Below are 19657 nucleotides of genomic sequence, written 5' to 3' on the forward strand. Positions count from 1 at the left end.
GAGTCCCCTCTCGCGCTGCGACGCCGAGCATGCTCCCGGCCGTGCCAGTGCTTCAGCCGTGCTGAATCATGAGACAGCGACGTGAACTGGTGCTGAACCGACCGCGACGGCCACGATGGACCGGTGACCGCCTCCCTCGCCGCCCTGCCGACCACCCGAGACCGCTTTCTTCTCTGGACGGCTCTCGTCGTCACGGTCGTGCTCTGGGCCTCCGCTTTCGTGGCGATCAGGGCGATGGGCGGCGACTTCGGCCCGGGAGCCCTCACCTTCGGGCGGATCGTGGTCGGTGCGGCCTCGCTGAGCGTGGTGCGCGTCGCGTTCCGGAGGCGTCGCCAGGCGATGCCGGCCCGCGCGGGGCTGCCTCGCGGGCGCCTCCTCGTTCTCGTGATCGCCTGGGGAGTCGCATGGTTCGGCGTCTACACGCTCGCGCTCAGCGCGGCCGAACGGCACGTCGATGCGGGAACGGCGGCGCTCCTGGTCAACATCGCCCCGATGATCACGGCGGTCTTGGCCGGCCTGCTGCTCGGAGAGGGGTTCCCGCGACGGCTGCTCGCCGGCATGCTGGTGGCGCTCGTCGGGGTGGCCGTCATCGCGTTCTCGACCTCGACCGGCCAGTTCGACGTGATCGGAGTCGTGCTCGGTCTGCTCGCGGCCGTGGTCTACGGGAGCGCTGCGACGCTCCAGAAGCGGCTCCTCGCGCACGTCGATGCTCCGACCATGACGTGGCTCGGTGCTGTGGCCACGGCTGTCGTGTGTCTGCCGTTCGCTCCGGAGTTGCTCTCGGAGCTGGCCGCGGCACCCGTCTCCTCGGCGCTCGCGCTCGTCTACCTCGGCATCTTTCCCACGGCGATCGCCTTCACGACCTGGGGATATGTGTTGGCGCGCTCGAGCGCGGGGCGCACGGCTGCGTCGACGTACGCGGTGCCGGCCGTGGTCGTCCTGCTGTCGTGGCTCCTGCTCGGCGAGACCCCACCGATGGCGGCCCTGGTCGGAGGCGCGCTCGCCCTCGCCGGTGTCGCCGTGGCGACCCTGCGTCGTCGCCCTTAGCTCCCTCCACAGGCGGCGCCTCGGCGCGTCCTCCACAGCAGGAGGGAGCGCTCGGCTGGTGAGCGAACGCCCGGGCTATGCTGTGCCGACGTTCATCCGCAGACGGCGCCGAGCGCCGAGAACGGTGAGGATCCCGATGACCGAGGCCCTGCAGCCGCCCGTCCAGAACTCCCTCTCGCTGACGCCTCCCGGGCCTGTCGCGGCGGTGCCCACGACGGCCGCGCCCTCGATCGCCCCGAAGGTGCCCGAGCAGGCGCTGCCCGGTCTCGAGGCGAAGGTCGACGGCTACCTCTCCTCGCTCCTGGGTGCGGAGGCGCGCAGCCCCGAGTTCGCCGCGAAGGCGAACGACATCCGCACGATGGGCGACGCCGACATCCGTACGGCCGCAGACTCCTCGAACCGCCTCCTCAGCACTCCCGTGCGTGCCCTCAAAGAGGGCGGCCTGTCGGAGGGGTCGACCATCGGTCGCACGCTCCTCGAGCTCAGGCGCACCGTCGAGGATCTGGACCCGTCCGAGGACAACATCCAGAAGAAGATCCTCGGATTCATTCCCTTCGGCTCCAAGATCACCGACTACTTCCGCCGCTACGAGAGCGCGCAGTCGCACCTCAACGCCATCATCCAGGCGCTGTACGACGGGCAGGACGAGCTGCGCAAGGACAACGCGGCGCTGAACCTCGAGAAGCAGCACCTCTGGGAGACGATGACGCGTCTCAACGAGTACATCTATGTCGCCGAGAGGCTCGACGTGAAGCTCTCGGCGACGATCGCCGAGCTCGACTCGACGGACCCCGAGCGCGCGAAGGCCCTGCGCGAGGACGTCCTCTTCTACGCGCGTCAGAAGCACCAAGACCTCCTGACCCAGCTCGCGGTCTCGATCCAGGGCTACCTCGCGATCGACGTGGTCATCAAGAACAACGTCGAGCTGATCAAGGGCGTCGACCGCGCGACCACCACGACGGTCTCGGCGCTGCGCACGGCAGTGATCGTCGCGCAGGCGCTCGCCAATCAGCGTCTCGTGCTCGACCAGATCACCGCGCTCAACACGACGACGTCGAACATGATCGAGGCCACGTCGAGGATGCTCGCCGAGCAGTCCGCGACGATCCAGTCGCAGGCCGCGACCGCCACGGTGGGGCTGCCGCAGCTTCAGGCCGCGTTCGCGAACATTTACCAGACGATGGACTCGATCTCGGATTTCAAGCTCAAGGCGCTCGACAGCATGGCGCAGACCGTGGGTGTCCTCCAGACCGAGACGGCCAAGGCCGGAGAGTACGTCGAGCGCGCGCGTCGCAGCTCCGCCGACATCGACGCGACGTCCTCACTCGACCTCGGGCGATAGCCGATGGGCTGGTTCTCCCGCCTGTTCGGCGCTGCCCCGGAGGTGCCGGAGGAGGCCGCTCCTGCCCTTCCGCGGGTGCCCAGCAGCGATGACATCGTGGCCGCGCTCGACAGGGTCACGGCGTCCACGAAGGACCGCGTGCCTCCGATCGTCGCGGCTCGTATCCAGCGCATCGATGAGACGGTGCGAGAGATGGTGCCGCGTCTCGATCGGCTCGGCGGCATGAGCAGGCAGGGGCACACGGTCGTCGCCACCGCGACGAGCTACCTGCCCGAGGCGGTCGAGGGCTACCTCCGCCTGCCCCGCGACTTCGCCGACCGCCGTGCCGTCTATAAGGGGAAGACCTCGCTCATGGTCCTGTGCGACCAGCTCGACCTTCTCGGAGCGACGCTTGACCGCATCTCGGACGCCGTCTCGCGCCAGGACGCCTCCGCGCTTATCGCGCACGGGCAGTTCCTCGCCGACAAATTCACGGAGTCGTCTCTCTCGCCGAGCGGGCTCGACGCGGCGCAGCAGCCTCCCGCCTCCGGCTCCCTCACTCCGCCGAGCGCCTCATGAGCGCTCTCGCTCCTGCGCTCGACGCGCTTGTGCTCGTCGGGGCCGCCGCGGGCCTGGACGCGGCGGCCGTGCGCGACGAGGGCATGCGCCTCGCGGCAGCGGTCGCCGAGTCGATCCGAGGAGCGGGCCCGGAGTGGCTCGCCGCCACCGGGACGACCGGTGGCCTCGAGGCGTTCTTCACCTCGGCCGCGAGCGCCCGCCGCTGGCGGACGTCGCCGACCGATCTGCTCGCCGGGCTCGTGTCTGCTGGCGCACAGGAGGCCGGTGCCTACGCGCGAGCTCTCACCGAGGTCGTGTCGGCGGCGAGCGCGCTCGGCGAGCCGGGCATCGGAGGCATCGCGGCCGCGTCCGCGACGGCCGCTGCCCAGCTCGGCGCGGTGACGGCCCCGGCTGCTCCTCCTGCCGAGCGGGCTGCGTCGGCGGGGACAATGCCCGGGGGAGCCGTTCCCGCGGGCGTGCCGGGAGTCGACGAGATCCTCGCTCGCTTGCGGCGCACGGGAGGCGGCGACTCCGACGCGATCGCCCCCGCGCCGGCGCAGCAACCGCAGACGGATCCGGAGCCCGTCGAGCCGATCGACGACCTCCTCGCCGAGCTCGACGCCCTCATCGGCCTCGACCGCGTGAAGAGCGAGATCAAGCGGCAGACCCAGCTGCTCCGCATCGATACGCTGCGCCAAGCGGTGGGCCTCAGCACGCCGACCCTCACCCGTCATCTCGTGTTCACCGGCAACCCGGGCACGGGCAAGACCACCGTCGCCCGGCTGGTGTCGCGCATCTACCGTTCGCTCGGCATTCTCTCGAAGGGCGTCCTCGTCGAAGTGGACCGCTCGGAGCTCGTCGCGGGCTACCTCGGCCAGACGGCGACCAAGACGGCCGAGGTCATCGCGTCCGCCCGCGGCGGCGTGCTCTTCATCGACGAGGCCTACGCCCTCGCGCTCGACCAGTACGGCGCGGAGGCGGTCACGACGCTGGTGAAGGACATGGAGGACCACCGCGGCGACCTCGTCGTCATCGTCGCCGGCTACTCCGGCCCGATGCGGGGCTTCCTCGAGACGAACCCCGGTCTGGCCAGTCGCTTCTCGACCACGATCGACTTCGCCGACTACAGCGACGACGAGCTCTCGGCGATCTTCGGTCGCTTGGCCGCGTCCGCCGACTTCGAGCCGACGCCGGAGGCGCTCGCCGCGTTCGCGACGCTCGCGGCGGCCCAGCAGCGCACGGAGGCCTTCGGCAACGGCCGCTGGGTGCGCAACATCCTCGACGCCGCCATCGCGCGTCACGCCTGGCGTCTGCGTGAGGTCGAGGAGCCGACGCTCGACGAGCTGCGCATCCTGCTGCCCGAGGACATCGCCGAGGCGGGCGAGACGACCCCCGCCTCCCCGTCCCCCGTGACACCCCCGGAAGAGTCCGCATGAGCACTGCACCCGCCGCGTCGCCCACGACGAATGCTCCTCAGCCACGGATCGCCACCGCGCCCGCGCCACGCCGGCCCTCTCTGCTCACGCGGGTCACGGCGACGACCCCGGCGACCCTCCGGTCGCTGCTCGCGCTCACCGTGATCGCCGCGGTGCTCTTCGGAGTCTTCGCGCAGCAGGCGGGGGCGATGCAGGCCCGTGCGGCGACCGAGGCGCGCGAACAGTCCGCGCAGCTGGTCGGCGTGCAGAACGTCCGCAATCTCCTCGTCGACGCGAACGCGATCGCCGCCAACACCTTCCTGGTCGGCGGGCTCGAGCCCACCGATCAACGTGAGGCCTACGTGAAGAACCTCACCGACGCCGCGGCCCAGATCGCGCAGCTCTCGGCGAGCGACTCTGCCGACGCGGCGGTGCTCGCGTCGGTCGCGAGCAAGGTCGCGAGCTATAGCGGCTTGGTCGAGCAGGCTCGCGCGACCAACAGGCAGGGCTTCCCCGTCGGCTCCGCCTACCTCGATCAGGCCTCCGCGCAGCTCAGCGACGACGATGGGATCCTCGCCGATCTCAATGCCCTCGTGGCGACGGCTGCCGACCGGGTGGCCCACGCGTACGACACCGTGCGCTGGAGCGTCCTGCTGCTCGTGGGTTCGCTCGTGATGCTGCTGGTGCTCCTCGCCGCGCAAGTGTGGCTCGCGCGGCGCACGCACCGCTACCTCAACCGCCCGCTCGCGACGGCGACGGCGCTCCTTCTCGTGCTCGGTATCGGAGGGGGCGTGGTCTACGGATCGACGGCCGCGAACGCGAGCAGCGCCCGGCAGGACTCCTACCGGGCCGCCGTGACCGTGTCGCAGGCGTTGACGGCGGCGAGCGATGCCAAATCGCTCGAGAGCTTCACCCTCATCAAGCGCGGCTCGGGGGCCGCGCTGGAGGCGCAGTTCCAGGTCGCCGCGCAGGGCGCACGCGACAAGCTCGAGGACGGCGTCAGTCGTGGCATCGTCGACGGAAGGCTCGTCGGTGAGTTCGACACCTGGCTCGCCTTCCACCGGCAGATCCGCGAGGCCGACGACGGCAACGACTGGGAGAAAGCGGTCGGCATCGCGACCGCCACCGGCAGCGGCACGCCGAACGACGCGTTCGCGGCCTTCGCCTCCGACGCCCGTGAGGTCGTGAGCGAGGAGGCCGCGGCGACCGGGTCGACCCTCGACGCCGCCGGCCGCTTCTCGACCCTCGCCTCCTGGGTTCTGCTCGTCGCCGGAGTGGCGGGCGCGGTCCTCGCGTGGCGCGGGGTTTCTCAGCGACTGGAGGAGTACCGATGAACCGGGTGCGCGTTGCCGTTCTGGCCCTCGTCACCGCCACCGTGCTCGCCGTCGCCGGCTGCTCGAGCGGAGGAGACGATCTGGGCGCGCCGATTGCAGCGGCCACCGCGGCGGCGACGCCCGCGCCGACGACGAGTGCGGCGCCTCCGGTCGCCGACTGCTCGCCCTCGGCCGTCACGTCGTACGCGCCCACCGGAGTCACCGAGAGCACGCGCCTCGCCGAGATCCGCCAGCGCGGCACCCTTCGCGTCGGCGTCTCGGCCGACACCCTGCTGATGAGCGCGCGCAACCCGCTCACCGGGACGATCGAGGGCTTCGACGTCGATATCGCTCGCGAGATGGCGAGGGCGATCCTCGGCAGTCCCGACGCGATCACGTTCGTCGTGATCACCTCAGCGCAGCGTCTCCCGTCGCTCACGGGCGGCGACGGCGCCCCGCAGGTCGACATGGTCGCGCGGACCCTCACGATGACCTGCGACCGCTGGAGCAGCATCGCCTTCTCGTCCGAGTACTACGGCGCGGGCCTCAAAGTGCTCGTCTCGACCAGCAGCGACCAGACGAGCATCCAGGGCCTCGAAGCCAAGGGTGGCCAGAAGGTCTGCGCGCCCCGCGGCACGACGACGCTCAGCCGCCTCCAGAGCGACTACCCGGGGGTCGAGGCGGTCGCCGCCGATACGCACACGCAGTGCCTCGCGCTGTTCCAGGAGGGGCAGGTCGAGGCGATCGCGGGCGACGACACGATCCTCGCCGGCTTCGTCGCACAAGACCCGTACGCGAAGGTCGTCGGTGACGCGCTGAGCTCCGAGCCCTATGGCTTGGGGCTTCCCGCTGACGACGTCGACTTCGTCCGTTTCGTCAACGGCGCTCTCGAGGGCATCCGCAGCGACGGTCGTTGGCAGAGCATCTACGATCGCTGGCTGGGAGCGCTCGGGCAGGCGTCGCCTCCGGCGCCGGTGTACGGCCGATGAGCGCGGGCGTCGCGGAGGGGACTCCGCTCGCGCCGGGTCGCCTCGGCGAGGCCGCTCCCCAGCGCGAGCTCTTCGACTATCTCGCGGCCCTCAGACGCTGGCTCGACCGCACCTCGCGCGAGCTTGCCCGCCTCGACGCCGCGGCGCTCGCCTCGCCGCAGGCCGAAAGCTACACGTCCGACGTCGTGCTCGCGCAGTCCTTGCGAGAGTCGGTGACGCGTCGACTCGCCGAGCTCGAGGCCGTCTGGGATTCGGGTCGGGTCGACGCCCTCGGCCGCGAGAGGCTGTCGCAGCTGATCTGGGGCCGACTGGACGCCTCCGGATCGGGGGCCGCCGTCTCGCTCGTCGAAGCCGTCCGCCTCTGCGACGCGGTCGTCGCGCAGCTGAAGTCGCGCCTCGAACTGGACCCCAGCGGGACCGACACGGCGGGACGGATCGTCGGGGTGCGGGCAGAGATCGAGCGGTGCCGTGACCTCGCGCGAGCCGGGGCGCCCGAGCTCGAGCGGGTGGCCGTGCTCCGGTCTCGCCTCGACGCCCTCGCAGAGAGGGCTGGTCGGGGAGCGGACATCGCCGGCCCGCTCGGGCAGCTCGAGCGCGACTCCGCTCGCCTCGAGCGCGACCTCATCATCGCGGCCTCCGAGCGTCGAGGGCTCGAACGCGATCGGCGTCGAGCGCGTGAGCTGGCCGAGACGGCCGAACGGAGGGAGGCGCCGCTGCGCGAGCTGGTCGCCCGCTGCCGCCGCGAGATCGCCGACCCGCCCCGCCTGGCCGTCCCCGACGTCTCGCGTCTGGGCGAGCCTCCCACGCAGCGGGAGGCGCTCGACGCGCACCTCGAGCGCCTCGCCGCCGTCGGTCGCGCCTTCGACGCCGTCGAGGCCGCATACACCGCTCCGCTGCGCGAGCGGGCCGCGCTGGGGTTCCGCCTCCGTGCCCTCCAGGAGCGCGCCGTCACCAACGGCCGCGCCGACACCGCCGTGGGTCGCGCCGCCGAGGAGGAGGTCCGCGCCGCGCTCGACGCCGTGCCCTGCTCGGTGCCGCTCGCCCGCCATCTCGTCGAGCAGTACGACGTCGTCACTCGCGATCTCCCGCCTCGCGCACCCCAGCACCACCGGAAGGCCACTCCATGAACGGCGAGCACTGCTCTGCGACCCCGGGCTGCACCGGGACGATCGAGGACGGCTACTGCAACGTCTGCGGGCTTCCGCCCGGGGAGGGCGCGGTTGCGTCCACTCCCACGGCCCGTCGTACCGCGCCGGCCCCCGCCACCGCGTCGGCCGCTTTCGGCACGGGCTTCGTCGAGGGCACCCCCGCTCCCGCCCCCGCGGCCGGGTGGGGAGGAGAGGAGGCGGTGACCGCGCGCAGCGGACGCACCTCCTCCGCGCGCCTGGCCACCGCCGCCCTCGGCTCGGCTCGCACCGCCCAGACCGGCTCGAAGGTCACCCGGAGGGTCGGGACGACGTCCACGCGCTTGCGCGGCCCGCGTCTCGGCGCCGGACTGACGACCGTCCCCGCGCGACCCGCGGCCGACCCGATGGCCGCCCTCATGGCCGAGGCCGTGCTGCCGGAGCGCAAGCGCTTCTGCGCGCACTGCGGCACCGAGGTCGGTCGGGGGCGTGAGGGGCGGCCGGGACGCAGCGAGGGCTTCTGCCCGAACTGCCGAACGCCGTTCTCGTTCACTCCGCAGCTGAAGGCGGGCGACGTCGTCGCCGGGCAGTACGAGGTCGTGGGCTGCCTCGCGTTCGGAGGCCTCGGCTGGATCTACCTCGGACGGGACAGGAACGTCTCGGGTCGCTGGGTCGTGCTCAAGGGCCTGCTCAACTCCGGCGATCCCGATGCGTCGGCCGCCGCGATCACCGAGCGCCAGTTCCTCGCCGAGGTCGAGCATCCGCTCATCGTCGAGATCTACAACTTCGTGCTGCACGAGGGTGCCGGCTACATCGTCATGGAGTACGTCGGCGGTCCGAGCCTCAAGCAGATCCTCCAGGAGCGGCGCGACGCGAAGGGGGGAGCGGCCGATCCGCTGCCGGTCGACCAGGCGCTCGCCTTCGTGCTCGAGGTGATGCCGGCGTTCGCCTACCTGCACGACCACGGCCTGCTCTACTGCGACTTCAAGCCTGACAACATGATCCAGGTCGCCGACCAGGTGAAGCTCATCGATCTCGGAGGCGTGCGTCGCGCCGACGATGAGGAGTCCGCGATCTACGGCACCGTCGGCTATCAGGCACCGGAGGTGGCGGAGCTCGGCCCGTCCATCGCCTCCGACGTCTACACGATCGGCCGCACTCTCGCCTCGCTCGTGCTCGACTTCCGCGGCAACCAGACCACCTACGTCGCTTCGTTGCCGCCCGTGTCCCAGACCCCGGTGTTCCAGCGGTACGACTCGTTCTATCGACTGGTGGCCAAGGCGTGCGCGCCCGACCCGCAGGACCGCTTCGCGACCGTCGACGAGATGCGCGGGCAGTTGCTCGGGGTGCTGCGCGAGGTCGTCGCGACCGACCGCGGACCGGGGCACCCTGCTCTGCACTCCACCGCCTCCGCGCTGTTCGAGGCGCCCGTCGCCGACATCGTCGACCGAGTGCCGCCGTGGGATGCGCTGCCTGCGCTGCGCATCGACGAGTCCGATCCCGCGAAGGCGTGGCTCGCGGGCGTGAACGTCGCCGATCCGGTCGTGCGGCTGCGTGCGCTCGCGCTCGCGCCGACGGTCACGGTGGAGGTGCGTCTGGCGCGGGCTCGCGCCGCGATCGAGGCCGAGCGGTGGGAGGAGGTCTCTCGCGCGACGGGCGAGATCCTCACCGAGGATCCGTGGGAGTGGCGCGCGGTGTGGATGAGCGGCCTGGCCCAGCTCGCGCGCGGCGATGACATCGGCGCCCGCGCGTCGTTCAACACCGTCTACGGCCAGGTGCCGGGCGAGCTCGCGCCCAAATTGGCGCTCGCGGCGGCCTGCGAGGCGAGCGGCGAGCCGGAGGTGGCGGAGTCGCTCTACGTGATCTGCGCGCGCGCCGACGCCAACTACACGGCTCCTGCCGCGTTCGGTCTCGCCCGCGTCCGGCAGCATCGCTCCGACCTCGACGGGGCCCTCGACGCCCTCGACATCGTCACCCCGACGCGCTCCTCGTACGTTGACGCGCGCCGTCGCCGTGCCGAGCTTCTGGCCGAGTCCGGCCGTGGGCTTCCGGCACTCTCGGCCGCGCTCGCGAGTGTCGACTCGATCGCGATCGATCAGCGTTCGCGTCTCGAGCTCACTGCTCGGGTCCTCGAGTCCGCGCTGGAGCTGGTGCGCCGCGACGGGCCGGCCGAGGGCGCGACGCTCGGCGGGGTGGAGGCGAATGAGGCGGCGATCCGCGACGGGCTGGAGTCGTCCTATCGTGCGCTGGCCGCCTCCACTCGTGTGCGCGACGAGCGTGTGCGCCTGGTCGACCAGGCGAACGACGTGCGCCGCTGGACGTTGACGTGAGCGCCGAGCTTTCGACGCCGTGCCCGGTCTGTGGCGAGCCCGTCACGACGGGCGATGCGTTCTGCGAGGCGTGCGGAGCGACGCTGATCGTCGCTGCCGCCTCCGCAGCCCCCACGGAGCGGCCGCTCTGCACACAGTGCGGGGGAGTCGTGGCCGAGGACGGCTACTGCGAGCAGTGCGGCGCGCGGGCGCCGAGCGGGCGCGAGCACTGGGCGGAGGCGCCGCATCCCCTGGTCGGCGGCGTCTGCGACCGCGGACGCCGTCACGCCGCCAACGAGGATGCGCTGGCCGTCGGCGCTGTCGTCGACGACGACGGCACGCTGCGTACGGCCCTGCTGGTCGTGTGCGACGGCGTCTCCTCGACACCCGACTCCGATGCCGCCTCCCTCGCGGCGGCGCGGGCGGCGCTGAGCGCGCTGCAGTCCGAGGTCGGCACCTCGGTGCGCGGTGTCGACCGCTGGAGGGCGTTGCTGCAGATGGCCACGGTGCGTGCCTCCGGAGCGATCGACGCTGCCGTGCCCGGGAAGCGTGCGAACCCTCCTTCGTGCACGTTCACCGCGGCCGTGCTCGACGGTGCGCTCCTCGTGACGGGCAACGTCGGCGACAGCCGCAGCTACTGGATCCCGGACGAGGGGGAGCCGCGGCAGTTGACGATCGACGACTCCTGGGCGCAAGAGCAGATCGCGGCGGGCGTCGCGCGCGACACGGCGGAGGCGGCGCCCGAGGCGCATGCGATCACGCGTTGGCTGGGCTCCGACTCGCACGACGAGGAGCCGCGCATCGCCTCCGAGACGCTGGTCGACCCCGGCTGGGTGCTGGTCTGCTCGGACGGCCTGTGGAACTACGCGTCCGCCGCGGACGACCTCGCGCGCGTGGTGCACGAGGCTGAGGGGCGGGTCGGTCGGGATCCCGTGACGCTCGCGGAGGCTCTCGTCGCGTGGGCGAACGAGCACGGCGGCCAGGACAACATCACGGCGGCGCTCGCCCGATTCGAGGGTGCTGCCGATCCGTCCAAGGAGGCGGTCGGCGACTAGACGATTCCGCGCCCGCTCGTGTCGCCTCCGCGCCTACAGTCGAGCGCATGAGCATCGCCGAGCCCGCCGCCTCGTTGTCCGTCGTCGGCCACTGGATCGACGGGGCGCCGTCGCCGTCGACCTCGGGGCGTACCGCAGCTGTGCACGACCCGGCCTTGGGAGTCGTCACCAAGGAGGTCGCGCTCGCCGACGCGGCCGAGGTCGCCGTGGCCGTCGCCTCCGCCTCGGCCGCGTTCCCCGCGTGGCGCGACACCTCGCTGGCGCGGCGACAACAGATCGTCTTCCGGTTCCGCGAGCTGCTCGAGGCCAAGAAGCAGGAGCTCGCCGAGATCATCACGTCCGAGCACGGCAAGGTCGTCTCGGACGCGCTCGGCGAGATCAGCCGGGGTCAGGAGGTGGTGGAGTTCGCGACAGGGCTCGCCCACCACCTCAAGGGCGAATACTCCGAACAGGTCTCGACCGGAGTCGACGTCTACTCGATCAGGCAGCCCCTGGGGGTCGTCGCGATCATCAGCCCCTTCAACTTTCCTGCGATGGTGCCGATGTGGTTCTTCCCCCTCGCGATCGCCGCGGGCAACGCCGTCGTCGTGAAGCCCTCCGAGAAGGATCCGTCGGCTGTCGTCTGGCTCGGCGCCCTCTGGAAGGAGGCGGGCCTGCCCGACGGCGTGTTCACGGTCGTCAACGGCGACAAGGTGGCTGTCGATGCGCTGCTCGAGCACCCCGACGTGCGGTCCATCTCGTTCGTCGGCTCCACTCCGATCGCCCGCTACGTCTACGAGACGGGCACTCGCCACGGCAAGCGCGTGCAGGCCCTCGGTGGCGCGAAGAACCACATGCTGGTCCTGCCCGACGCCGACCTCGACCTCGTGGCCGACTCCGCTATCAATGCGGGCTTCGGCTCGGCAGGCGAACGCTGCATGGCCGTCAGCGTCGTGGTCGCGGTGGAGCCGATCGCGGACGAGCTGGTCGAGAAGATCCGGGAGCGGGCCGTGCGGCTGCGCACGGGAGACGGCCGTCGGGGGTGCGACATGGGGCCGCTCGTGACGCGTCAGCATCGCGACAAGGTCGCCTCCTACATCGGTGTCGCCGAGGAGGACGGCGCCCGCGTCGTCGTCGACGGTCGCGGTGTCGAGGTCGACGGCGACCCGAACGGCTTCTGGCTCGGTCCGACCCTGCTCGATGACGTCCCCGTCACCTCCCGCGCCTACACCGAGGAGATCTTCGGCCCCGTGCTGTCGGTCGTGCGCGTCGGCTCCTACGAGGAGGGCGTGGCGCTCCTCAACAGAGGCGCCTTCGGCAACGGCGCCGCGATCTTCACGAACGACGGAGGCGCGGCCCGCCGCTTCCAGAACGAGGTCGAGGTCGGGATGATCGGCATCAACGTGCCGATCCCGGTGCCCGTCGCCACGTTCTCGTTCGGAGGCTGGAAGGACTCGCTCTTCGGCGACACCAAGGCGCACGGTGCTGAGGGTGTGCGTTTCTTCACCCGGCAGAAGGCGATCACGAGTCGGTGGCTCGACCCGTCTCACGGCGGCATCAACCTCGGCTTCCCGCGCACGTCCTGATGCGTTCTTCTCGTGTCGCGACGGTGCCGTTGTGCGTCACTGCACGAGCGACATCGCCGTCCACAGCTCGGCTCGCGCGCCGAAGTCGTCGAGGTCGACGCCCAGCGCTCGTTCGACTGCCGTGATCCGGTTGCGGAGCGTGTGCCGGTGAACGCCTAGCTCGCGGGCGGCCGGCTCCCAGGCCCCGTTGCAGCGCAGCCACACGCGGGCGGTCTCGAGCAGCACGGCGTTCGAGGGGGTCAGCAGCGGCGCCAGGATCCGCCGCGCGAGAGGCTCCGCCCCCGAGGCGACGAGCAGTCCCAGCAGGCCCTGTGCCGCGAGGTCGTCGAAGCGCAGCAGAGGGAGTGAGCCGCCGGCGCGCTCGGCCGCGCGTCGCGCCTCGGCCAGCCCGCGGTCGAGCTCGGCCCAGGTCACCGGCCCGGAGGCGCCCGCGGTCGCGCCGTGCCGCTCGAGCACTCGGGTCACCGGCCCCAGATCGTCGGCCGGCGTGATCACGACGAGCGTCGCGTCGCGCTCGGCGACGAACAGTCGCGACCCGTTCTCCTCCGCGACCACCTCGAGCTCGTCGAGCAGCGAGTCGCCCTGCACGGGGGCGCTCAGCACGCTCACTCGCACGGGCTCGGCGGGCAGCGTCGCCCAGAGAGCGGTGCCGGCCGCCGCGTCGAAGGCCCCGGCCGCCAGGAGGTCGAGCAGCCCCGACCGCAGGTGCCGGCGGGCGGCGTCGAGCGCGCGCCGCTGCTCCAGCGCGATGCTCGCGAGAGCGATCACGCTCGCCACGAGATCGCTTCCTGCCGGATCGAGGGGCGTGCCCGTCCCGACGGCGAGCACTCCGCGGAGGTGGTCGCGTCGCCCAAGGGTCTGGAGCGTCACTCCGCCGCCGTCGTCGAGACGCAGGCCCGCCCGGCTGCCGCGGGAGAGCGCGAGCCGCACTGCCGCGGCGACCGCGTGTTCCGCCTCCGCCGGCACGTCGAGACGGGTGGGCAGGTGCACGCGCTGGCCGACGGCGTCGTAGAGCGCTACCCAGCAGCCGAGCTGACGCTCCAGCTCGCTGAGGATCGCGGCGAGCCCGTCGGGTCGCAGCGCCGCCCGGGCGACGCGGCGCTGCGCCTCGAGCGACCACTCCAGCCGTTCGCGCTGCTCGCGGGAGATGACGTCGGCGACGAAGCGGATGATGCCCATGAACGGCGTGAGCTCTGCGACGTCGAGCAGCGGCAGCCCCTGCCTCTCGCACGCGGCGATGAGCGGGGGCGGCACCTCGTCGTGCACGACCCCCGTGGCGAAGCCGAGCGCGCGGATGCCGCGGCCGAGGAGGCGTGCGACGTACGCCTCCGAGAACTCCGCGCTGTCGTGCCCCGAGAAGTGCACGCCGTCGGTCAGCAGCAGCTGTCCTGACTCGAGCCAGGGCGTCGGATCGACGAGGTCGGAGGAGTGCGCCCAGACGAGCGGGGCGTCCAGCACCGCCTCGTCGTGCACTCCGGCGAGCACACGGAGGCGGAAGGCGGGCTCGGCGAGCAGGTCGCGGACGGTCGCGGGCATGCGCGGCTCCCTTCGACGTTCCGTCCATCGTAGGGTCGAGGCTTCGACGGATCCGCACGAGCGCTCGAGCGCCTCCCGGGGCACGATGGAGGGCATGACGTCCTCGACCGCCCCCACCGTCCGCGACAACGCCTCGGTCAGTGCCGCTGACACCTCTCGCGTCTTCCACTCGTGGTCAGCGCAGGGGACGCTGAACCCTCTGCCGCTCGCGGGCGGCCTCGGCGCCGAGGTCTGGGACGTCGACGGCACGCGATACCTCGACTTCTCGAGCCAGCTCGTGAACGTGACCATCGGCTACCAGCACCCGAAGGTCGTCGCCGCGATCCAGAAGCAGGCGGGCGTCCTCGCGACGATCGGCCCCGCCTACGCCAATGAGACGCGGGCCGAGGCGGCGCGCCTCATCGCCGAGCGTGCCCCCGAGGGCTTCGAGAAGGTCTTCTTCACCAACGGCGGAGCCGACGCGAACGAGAACGCGATCCGGATGGCACGGCTGTTCACCGGCCGCGACAAGGTCGTCTCGTTCTACCGCTCCTACCACGGCAACACCGGAGCGGCTGTCGTCGCGACCGGCGACTGGCGCCGTGTCCCCAACGAGTACGCGCGCGGCCACGTGCACGCCTTCGGCCCCTACCTCTACCGCAGCGAGTTCTGGGCGGAGTCGCTCGAGCAGGAGTGCGCGCGCGCTCTGCACCACCTGGAGCGCGTCGTCCAGGCGGAGGGGCCGGAGTCGATCGCCGCGTTCCTCTTCGAGACGATCCCGGGCACCGCGGGCGTGCTCACGCCTCCGCCCGGCTACCTCGCCGGAGTGCGCGAGATCGCCGACCGGTACGGCATCCAGCTCATCCTCGACGAGGTGATGGCCGGGTTCGGGCGCACGGGGGAGTGGTTCGCCTTCGATGCGTTCGACGTGCGGCCCGATCTCATCACCTTCGCCAAGGGCGTCAACTCGGGCTATGTGCCGATCGGAGGCGTCCTCCTCTCGGATCCGGTCGCCCACCACTTCGACGAGCGCGTGTTTCCGGGCGGGCTCACCTACTCGGGTCATCCGCTCGCCGCCGCGAGCGTCGTCGCGACGCTGACCGCGATGGCGGAGGAGGGGATCGTCGAGAACGCGCGTGTCATCGGCTCCGAGCATCTCGCTCCAGGCCTGGCCGCGTTGGAGGCGAAGCATGCGCTGATCGGCGAAGTCCGCGGATCGGGCGTGTTCTGGGCCCTCGAGCTCGTGACCGATCGGGTCGCGCGGACGCCGCTGCCCGCCGCCTCCGTCGCGCGCCTGAAGGCGTCGCTGCTCGAGCGTGGCCTGCTGCCCTTCACCGCCGACAATCGGATCCATGTCGTGCCTCCCGCGGTCATCACCCCTGGCGAGGTCGCCCGCGGCCTGGCCATCCTCGACGACGCTCTGACCGCGTTCTCGGGCTGACCCTCCCGCCGCCCGTCGCGGCGGAGGCAAGCTACGAGACGGTGTGCAGCGTGAACGCGGTCACGAATCCCAGCACCGCGTACAGGCCCGTGAGCACGTTGTCGCGGTCGAACGCCTCCGGGATCATCGTGTTCGAGATCATCGCGAGGATCGCGCCGGCGGCGACGGTGGTCACGAAGGCGACGAGCGTGCCGGGAGCGGAGGCGAAGGCGAGGAAGCCGACCAGAGCGGCGAGCGCGGAGAGGGTCGCGATGCCTCCCCACACGGTGAACACGTAGCGGGCCGAGCGCCCGTCGGCCTTCATCCCCACGGTCGACGAGAGCCCTTCCGGCAGGTTCGAGATCGCGACCGCCGCGACGATCGGCACGCTGATCGCCGCCCCGCCGCCGCTCTGGGCGACCGAGAGACCGAGCACGATCGACTCGGGGATGCCGTCGATCAGGGCACCCGCCGCGATGGCCGCCCCGCCGCTTCCCCCGGAGCCCTTCGAGCTCTTGCGATCGCCTGCCCCGAACCGCGTGAGGAGCGCGTCGGCGATGACGAACACCACGGCTCCCGCGAGAGTGCCCAGAACCGTGGGCAGGAGCCCGCCGTCCTCGGTCGCCTCCTGCACGAGCTCGTAGGCGAGGGCCGAGATCAGCACGCCCGCGCCGAACGCCGAGATCGCGGCGGTGAGCTTCGGTGGCACGTGCGCGAACCAGGCGAGCGCGGCTCCGACGAGGAGGGTCGCGCCGCCGATCGCGCCGCTGAGCAGGGCGAGGGTCCACGGGGGCACGGTGGCAAGCCTGTCAGGGCTGCGGCGCGGGCTCGCGGGGGTTGACGGGAGGCGGCTCCGCGGCCGACGCGTCCCGCTCGGGACCGGCAGAGTCGGGCTTTCTCGGTGGGTACACCAGGGTCACCAGGACGACGGAGACGATCATCAGCAGGAGCCATGACACGAACTTCGACACCGAGACCAGCTGCCAGCCCGTGAGCTGGTCGGGGTAGAGCCAGGCGCCGGCGAAAGTCCCGATGTTCTCGGCCAGCCAGAGGAAGAACGCGACCAAGCAGAACGCGAGGAGCACGGGCATTCGGTGGCTCCCGCGGTGCACGCGGTAGACCATCGTGCTCCGCCCCCAGAGGGCGCCGACGGCGACGAGGAGGAGCCAGCGCGCGTCGGGCAGGACGTGGTGGCTGAAGAAGTTGACGTAGATCAGGGCCGCCGCCGTCACCGTGAGCCATCGCGGTGGCCAGTGCGAGAAGCGTAGGTCGAAGAGGCGGTGGACCCGCACCATGTAGGAGCCGACCGAGGCGTAGAGGAAGCCGCTGAACAGCGGCACGGCGCCCACCCGAAGGACGCCGTCGGCCGCGTAGCTCCACGAGCCCACATCGGTCTTGAACAGCTCCATCCCCGTCCCGACCACGTGGAACAGCACGATCACCCACAGCTCGCGTCCGGTCTCGAGCCGTGTGGCGACCATGGCGATCTGGAGTGCGACGGCCGCGAGCGTGAGCAGGTCGTTGCGGGCGAGGGCGGCGTCGTCCGGATACCACAGTCGCGCGGCGAGGATCACGATGAGCAGTGCCGCACCGAACACGCAGGCCCAGGCCTGTTTGGCGCCGAAGACGAGGAACTCGACCAGCGCCGCGCGAGGACCGGAGGCGGGACCGCGGGCGAGCACGCGCCGTGCCGCGTCGTCGATCCGCTGCTCGACCGGTGTGAACGCCCGTCCTGCTCCGTGCATCCGCACCCCTCCCGTCGAAGCGGCCGATGCTACCGGACGAGGCCAGCAGCCGGGGCGCTCGTGTCCTCGCGGGCCCAGCGGTCGAGGTGCGGGAGGACCCCGGGTCGAGGTGCGCCCCATACACTGACGCCATGGCGGAGTTCAGCGCGAGTGTCTTCCAGAACGAGTTCCTCTCGGACGGTGCCACGGACGTGCACGCGATCGTGACGGTGACCGCCTCGGGCACCGGCGCCGCGGGGTCCGACGGTGCGGCTGCCGAGATCATCATCGTCGACTGCTCGGGGTCGATGACCGGCGAGAACATGACTGCCGCCAAGCGTGCCGCGTCCGTCGCCGTCGACCAGATCCTCGACGGCACCTTCTTCGCCGTGGTGGCGGGCTCCGAGCGGGCCGACCGCGCCTTCCCGTACCCCAATGCCTCCGTCTCGATGGTGCGGATGGAGCCGGGCGCGCGAGCCGCCGCGAAGGAGGCGATCGGGTTCCTCCGGGCCGACGGCGGCACCGCGATGGGCACCTGGCTGACTCTCGCGCGCCAGCTCTTCGCGACCGTGCCGGAGGCGTCGCAGCGGCACGCGATCCTCCTCACCGACGGCAAGAACGAGCACGAGTCGCGCCTGCAGCTCGACGCTGCGATCCGGGCGGCGGGAGGCGAGTTCCAGTGCGACGTGCGCGGCGTCGGTTCGCGCTGGATCGTCGAGGAGGCGCGCACCATCGCGAGCGCACTGCTCGGTACCGTCGGTCTCATCGCCGACCCGGCCGATATGGCCGCCGATTTCGAGCAGCTGATGCGGGCCTCGATGGGCCGCGGAGTCGCAAACGGCGAGCTGCGCGTGTGGACTCCGCAGGGCGCCCAGCTGCTGTTCGTGCGACAGGTCGCGCCGACCCTCGAAGACCTGAGCGCCCGCCGCGCCGCCGTGAACCCGCTGACGGGCTCCTACCCGACCGGCGCGTGGGGCGACGAGTCCCGCGACTATCACGTGGCGGTGCGCGTCGCCTCGAAGCCGGTGGGGTCGGAGCAGCTCGCCGCCCGCGTGCAGCTCAGCGTGCGCGACGAGGTGGTCGCCTCGGCCCTCGTGAAGGCCCGCTGGACCGACGACTCCGCATTGACCGCCCGCATCGACCCCGCCGTCGCGCACTACACGGGCCAGACCGAGTTGGCATCCGCGATCCAGGACGGGCTCGCCGCGAAGGCCGTGGGCGATGACGCGACCGCGACCGTCAAGCTCGGACGTGCCGTGCAGCTCGCGGCGGCCACCGGCAACGACGAGGCGACCGCGAAGCTGCGCAAGGTCGTCGAGATCGACGACCCCGACGAGGGCACCGTGCGCCTCAAGCGCGGTGTCGACCGTCTCGACGAGATGGCGCTGGACACGGCCTCGACCAAGACGACGCGGGTGCGCAAGTGAGCTACCGCTGCCCCGAGGGGCACACCTCGGAGTCGGGCGACTACTGCGATGTGTGCGGTGTCCCGATCGTCTCCGCGCCGGCTCCTGGTCCCGCTCCGACGACCGCGATCCCGATCGGCCCCTCGGTGTGCCCGAACTGTTCGTACCCCCATGAAGCGGAAGCGCTGTTCTGCGAGAACTGCGGCTACGACTTCACCACGGGCTCCCTGCCGGAGAGCGATCCCTTCACGGAGTCGGGAGCGGTGCGCGCTCCGGCAGAGGTGGGCGGCTCGCCGTCTCCCCTGCCTTTCGACCCGGCGGCACCCACCGCGCTCGTGCCCGAGCAGGAGGCAGGGTTCGACGTGCCGGTCGCGACCGCGCCGCCGACTCCCGCCGAGCCTCCGACCGAGGTGATCCCGGAGGCGGCTCCTGCCGCTCCCGAGCAGGCTCCGGCGGCTCCCGAGCCGGAGGAGACCCGCCCCTGGATCGCCGAGCTGTGGATCGATCCCGAGTGGTACGCCGAGCAGCGGGCGGAGGATCCGATGCCCTCTCCCGGTCCGCCGACCACCATCGTCTTGCGCGAGCGCTCCCTCCTCGTCGGTCGCCCGTCCGTCTCGCGGGGTATCTCGCCCCAGATCGACTGCGGCTCCGATTCCGGCGTCTCGCGGAGGCACTGCCAGCTGAGCACGGACGGCTACCGCTGGTGGGTCGAAGACCTCCAGTCGGCCAACGGCACTTACGTCGCGCCCGCGGGGGCACCTCTTCCGCAGACGCCGGTCGCACCCGGACGGCGCCGCGAGCTCGAGGACGGCGACCGCATCTACGTCGGCGCATGGACCCGCATCGTGCTTCGCGAGGCCTTCCCCGGCGAGGCCTGAGCCGGCTGTCGACCCCTC

At 71.8% G+C, this 19657-nt stretch carries 16 protein-coding genes; 13 read left to right on the top strand and 3 right to left on the bottom strand.

Annotated features, from left to right (window positions below; translation table 11 throughout):
* The first annotated feature begins 123 nt into the window (after positions 1–123).
* The 10 genes from ITJ45_RS02855 (at position 124) to ITJ45_RS02900 (ending at position 12696) form a co-directional block, all read left to right on the top strand.
* A complete protein-coding gene (locus ITJ45_RS02855; RefSeq protein ID WP_194607312.1) occupies positions 124–1047 on the top strand; it encodes a DMT family transporter in 924 nt (307 codons plus the stop codon).
* Positions 1048–1183: 136 nt separating this feature from the next.
* The gene (locus tag ITJ45_RS02860) at positions 1184–2389 is read left to right on the top strand and encodes a toxic anion resistance protein (RefSeq protein WP_194607313.1); all 1206 of its coding nucleotides are present in this window, start codon (positions 1184–1186) and stop codon (positions 2387–2389) included.
* Between the two features lie 3 nt (positions 2390–2392).
* Positions 2393–2947, top strand: a complete 555-nt coding sequence (locus ITJ45_RS02865) for a hypothetical protein (protein WP_228493415.1) — start codon at positions 2393–2395, stop codon at positions 2945–2947.
* A complete protein-coding gene (locus ITJ45_RS02870; protein WP_194607314.1) occupies positions 2944–4362 on the top strand; it encodes an AAA family ATPase in 1419 nt (472 codons plus the stop codon). The genes ITJ45_RS02865 and ITJ45_RS02870 overlap by 4 nt, the downstream gene beginning before the upstream one ends.
* On the top strand, positions 4359–5675 hold the full coding sequence (locus tag ITJ45_RS02875; protein WP_194607315.1) for a hypothetical protein: 1317 nt from the start codon (positions 4359–4361) through the stop codon (positions 5673–5675). The genes ITJ45_RS02870 and ITJ45_RS02875 overlap by 4 nt, the downstream gene beginning before the upstream one ends.
* Positions 5672–6643 carry a glutamate ABC transporter substrate-binding protein gene (locus tag ITJ45_RS02880; RefSeq protein ID WP_194607316.1) on the top strand — a complete coding sequence of 324 codons (972 nt, stop codon included), beginning with the start codon at positions 5672–5674 and terminating at the stop codon, positions 6641–6643. Before ITJ45_RS02875 ends, ITJ45_RS02880 begins: the two co-directional genes overlap by 4 nt.
* Positions 6640–7770 carry a hypothetical protein gene (locus ITJ45_RS02885; RefSeq protein ID WP_194607317.1) on the top strand — a complete coding sequence of 377 codons (1131 nt, stop codon included), beginning with the start codon at positions 6640–6642 and terminating at the stop codon, positions 7768–7770. Before ITJ45_RS02880 ends, ITJ45_RS02885 begins: the two co-directional genes overlap by 4 nt.
* Positions 7767–10097, top strand: coding sequence for a serine/threonine-protein kinase (locus ITJ45_RS02890; RefSeq protein ID WP_194607318.1), 2331 nt, complete (start codon positions 7767–7769; stop codon positions 10095–10097). The genes ITJ45_RS02885 and ITJ45_RS02890 overlap by 4 nt, the downstream gene beginning before the upstream one ends.
* Complete coding sequence (locus ITJ45_RS02895) at positions 10094–11131, top strand: protein phosphatase 2C domain-containing protein (protein ID WP_323742831.1); 1038 nt, start codon at positions 10094–10096, stop codon at positions 11129–11131. The genes ITJ45_RS02890 and ITJ45_RS02895 overlap by 4 nt, the downstream gene beginning before the upstream one ends.
* A gap of 47 nt (positions 11132–11178) precedes the next feature.
* Positions 11179–12696, top strand: coding sequence for a CoA-acylating methylmalonate-semialdehyde dehydrogenase (locus ITJ45_RS02900; protein WP_323742832.1), 1518 nt, complete (start codon positions 11179–11181; stop codon positions 12694–12696).
* A 36-nt stretch (positions 12697–12732) separates the two neighbouring features.
* On the opposite strand, the gene ITJ45_RS02905 is transcribed toward ITJ45_RS02900, so the two are convergent.
* Positions 12733–14232 carry a PucR family transcriptional regulator gene (locus tag ITJ45_RS02905; protein WP_194607319.1) on the bottom strand — a complete coding sequence of 500 codons (1500 nt, stop codon included), beginning with the start codon at positions 14230–14232 and terminating at the stop codon, positions 12733–12735.
* 94 nt (positions 14233–14326) lie between these two features.
* Between ITJ45_RS02905 and ITJ45_RS02910 the strand changes: the two genes are divergently transcribed.
* The gene (locus tag ITJ45_RS02910; RefSeq protein ID WP_194607320.1) at positions 14327–15652 is read left to right on the top strand and encodes an aspartate aminotransferase family protein; all 1326 of its coding nucleotides are present in this window, start codon (positions 14327–14329) and stop codon (positions 15650–15652) included.
* Between the two features lie 31 nt (positions 15653–15683).
* On the opposite strand, the gene ITJ45_RS02915 is transcribed toward ITJ45_RS02910, so the two are convergent.
* Together ITJ45_RS02915 and ITJ45_RS02920 are read right to left on the bottom strand one after the other, a co-directional pair.
* Positions 15684–16427, bottom strand: a complete 744-nt coding sequence (locus ITJ45_RS02915; RefSeq protein ID WP_194607321.1) for a ZIP family metal transporter — start codon at positions 16425–16427, stop codon at positions 15684–15686.
* A gap of 13 nt (positions 16428–16440) precedes the next feature.
* Positions 16441–17376: a DUF817 domain-containing protein gene (locus ITJ45_RS02920; protein WP_194607322.1), complete on the bottom strand. Its 936-nt coding sequence runs from the start codon at positions 17374–17376 to the stop codon at positions 16441–16443.
* A 131-nt stretch (positions 17377–17507) separates the two neighbouring features.
* Here ITJ45_RS02920 and ITJ45_RS02925 point away from each other — a divergent pair, with 131 nt between their 5' ends.
* Together ITJ45_RS02925 and ITJ45_RS02930 are read left to right on the top strand one after the other, a co-directional pair.
* Entirely contained in the window at positions 17508–18782 is a 1275-nt protein-coding gene (locus ITJ45_RS02925) for a VWA domain-containing protein (protein WP_194607323.1), read from the top strand.
* Positions 18779–19639 (top strand): FHA domain-containing protein, encoded by an 861-nt coding sequence (locus tag ITJ45_RS02930; RefSeq protein WP_194607324.1) that lies wholly within the window; start codon positions 18779–18781, stop codon positions 19637–19639. Before ITJ45_RS02925 ends, ITJ45_RS02930 begins: the two co-directional genes overlap by 4 nt.
* The last annotated feature ends 18 nt before the right edge of the window (positions 19640–19657 follow it).

Origin of the sequence: Rathayibacter sp. VKM Ac-2879 (genome assembly GCF_015351245.1) — a bacterium.
Lineage (GTDB): Bacteria > Actinomycetota > Actinomycetes > Actinomycetales > Microbacteriaceae > Rathayibacter.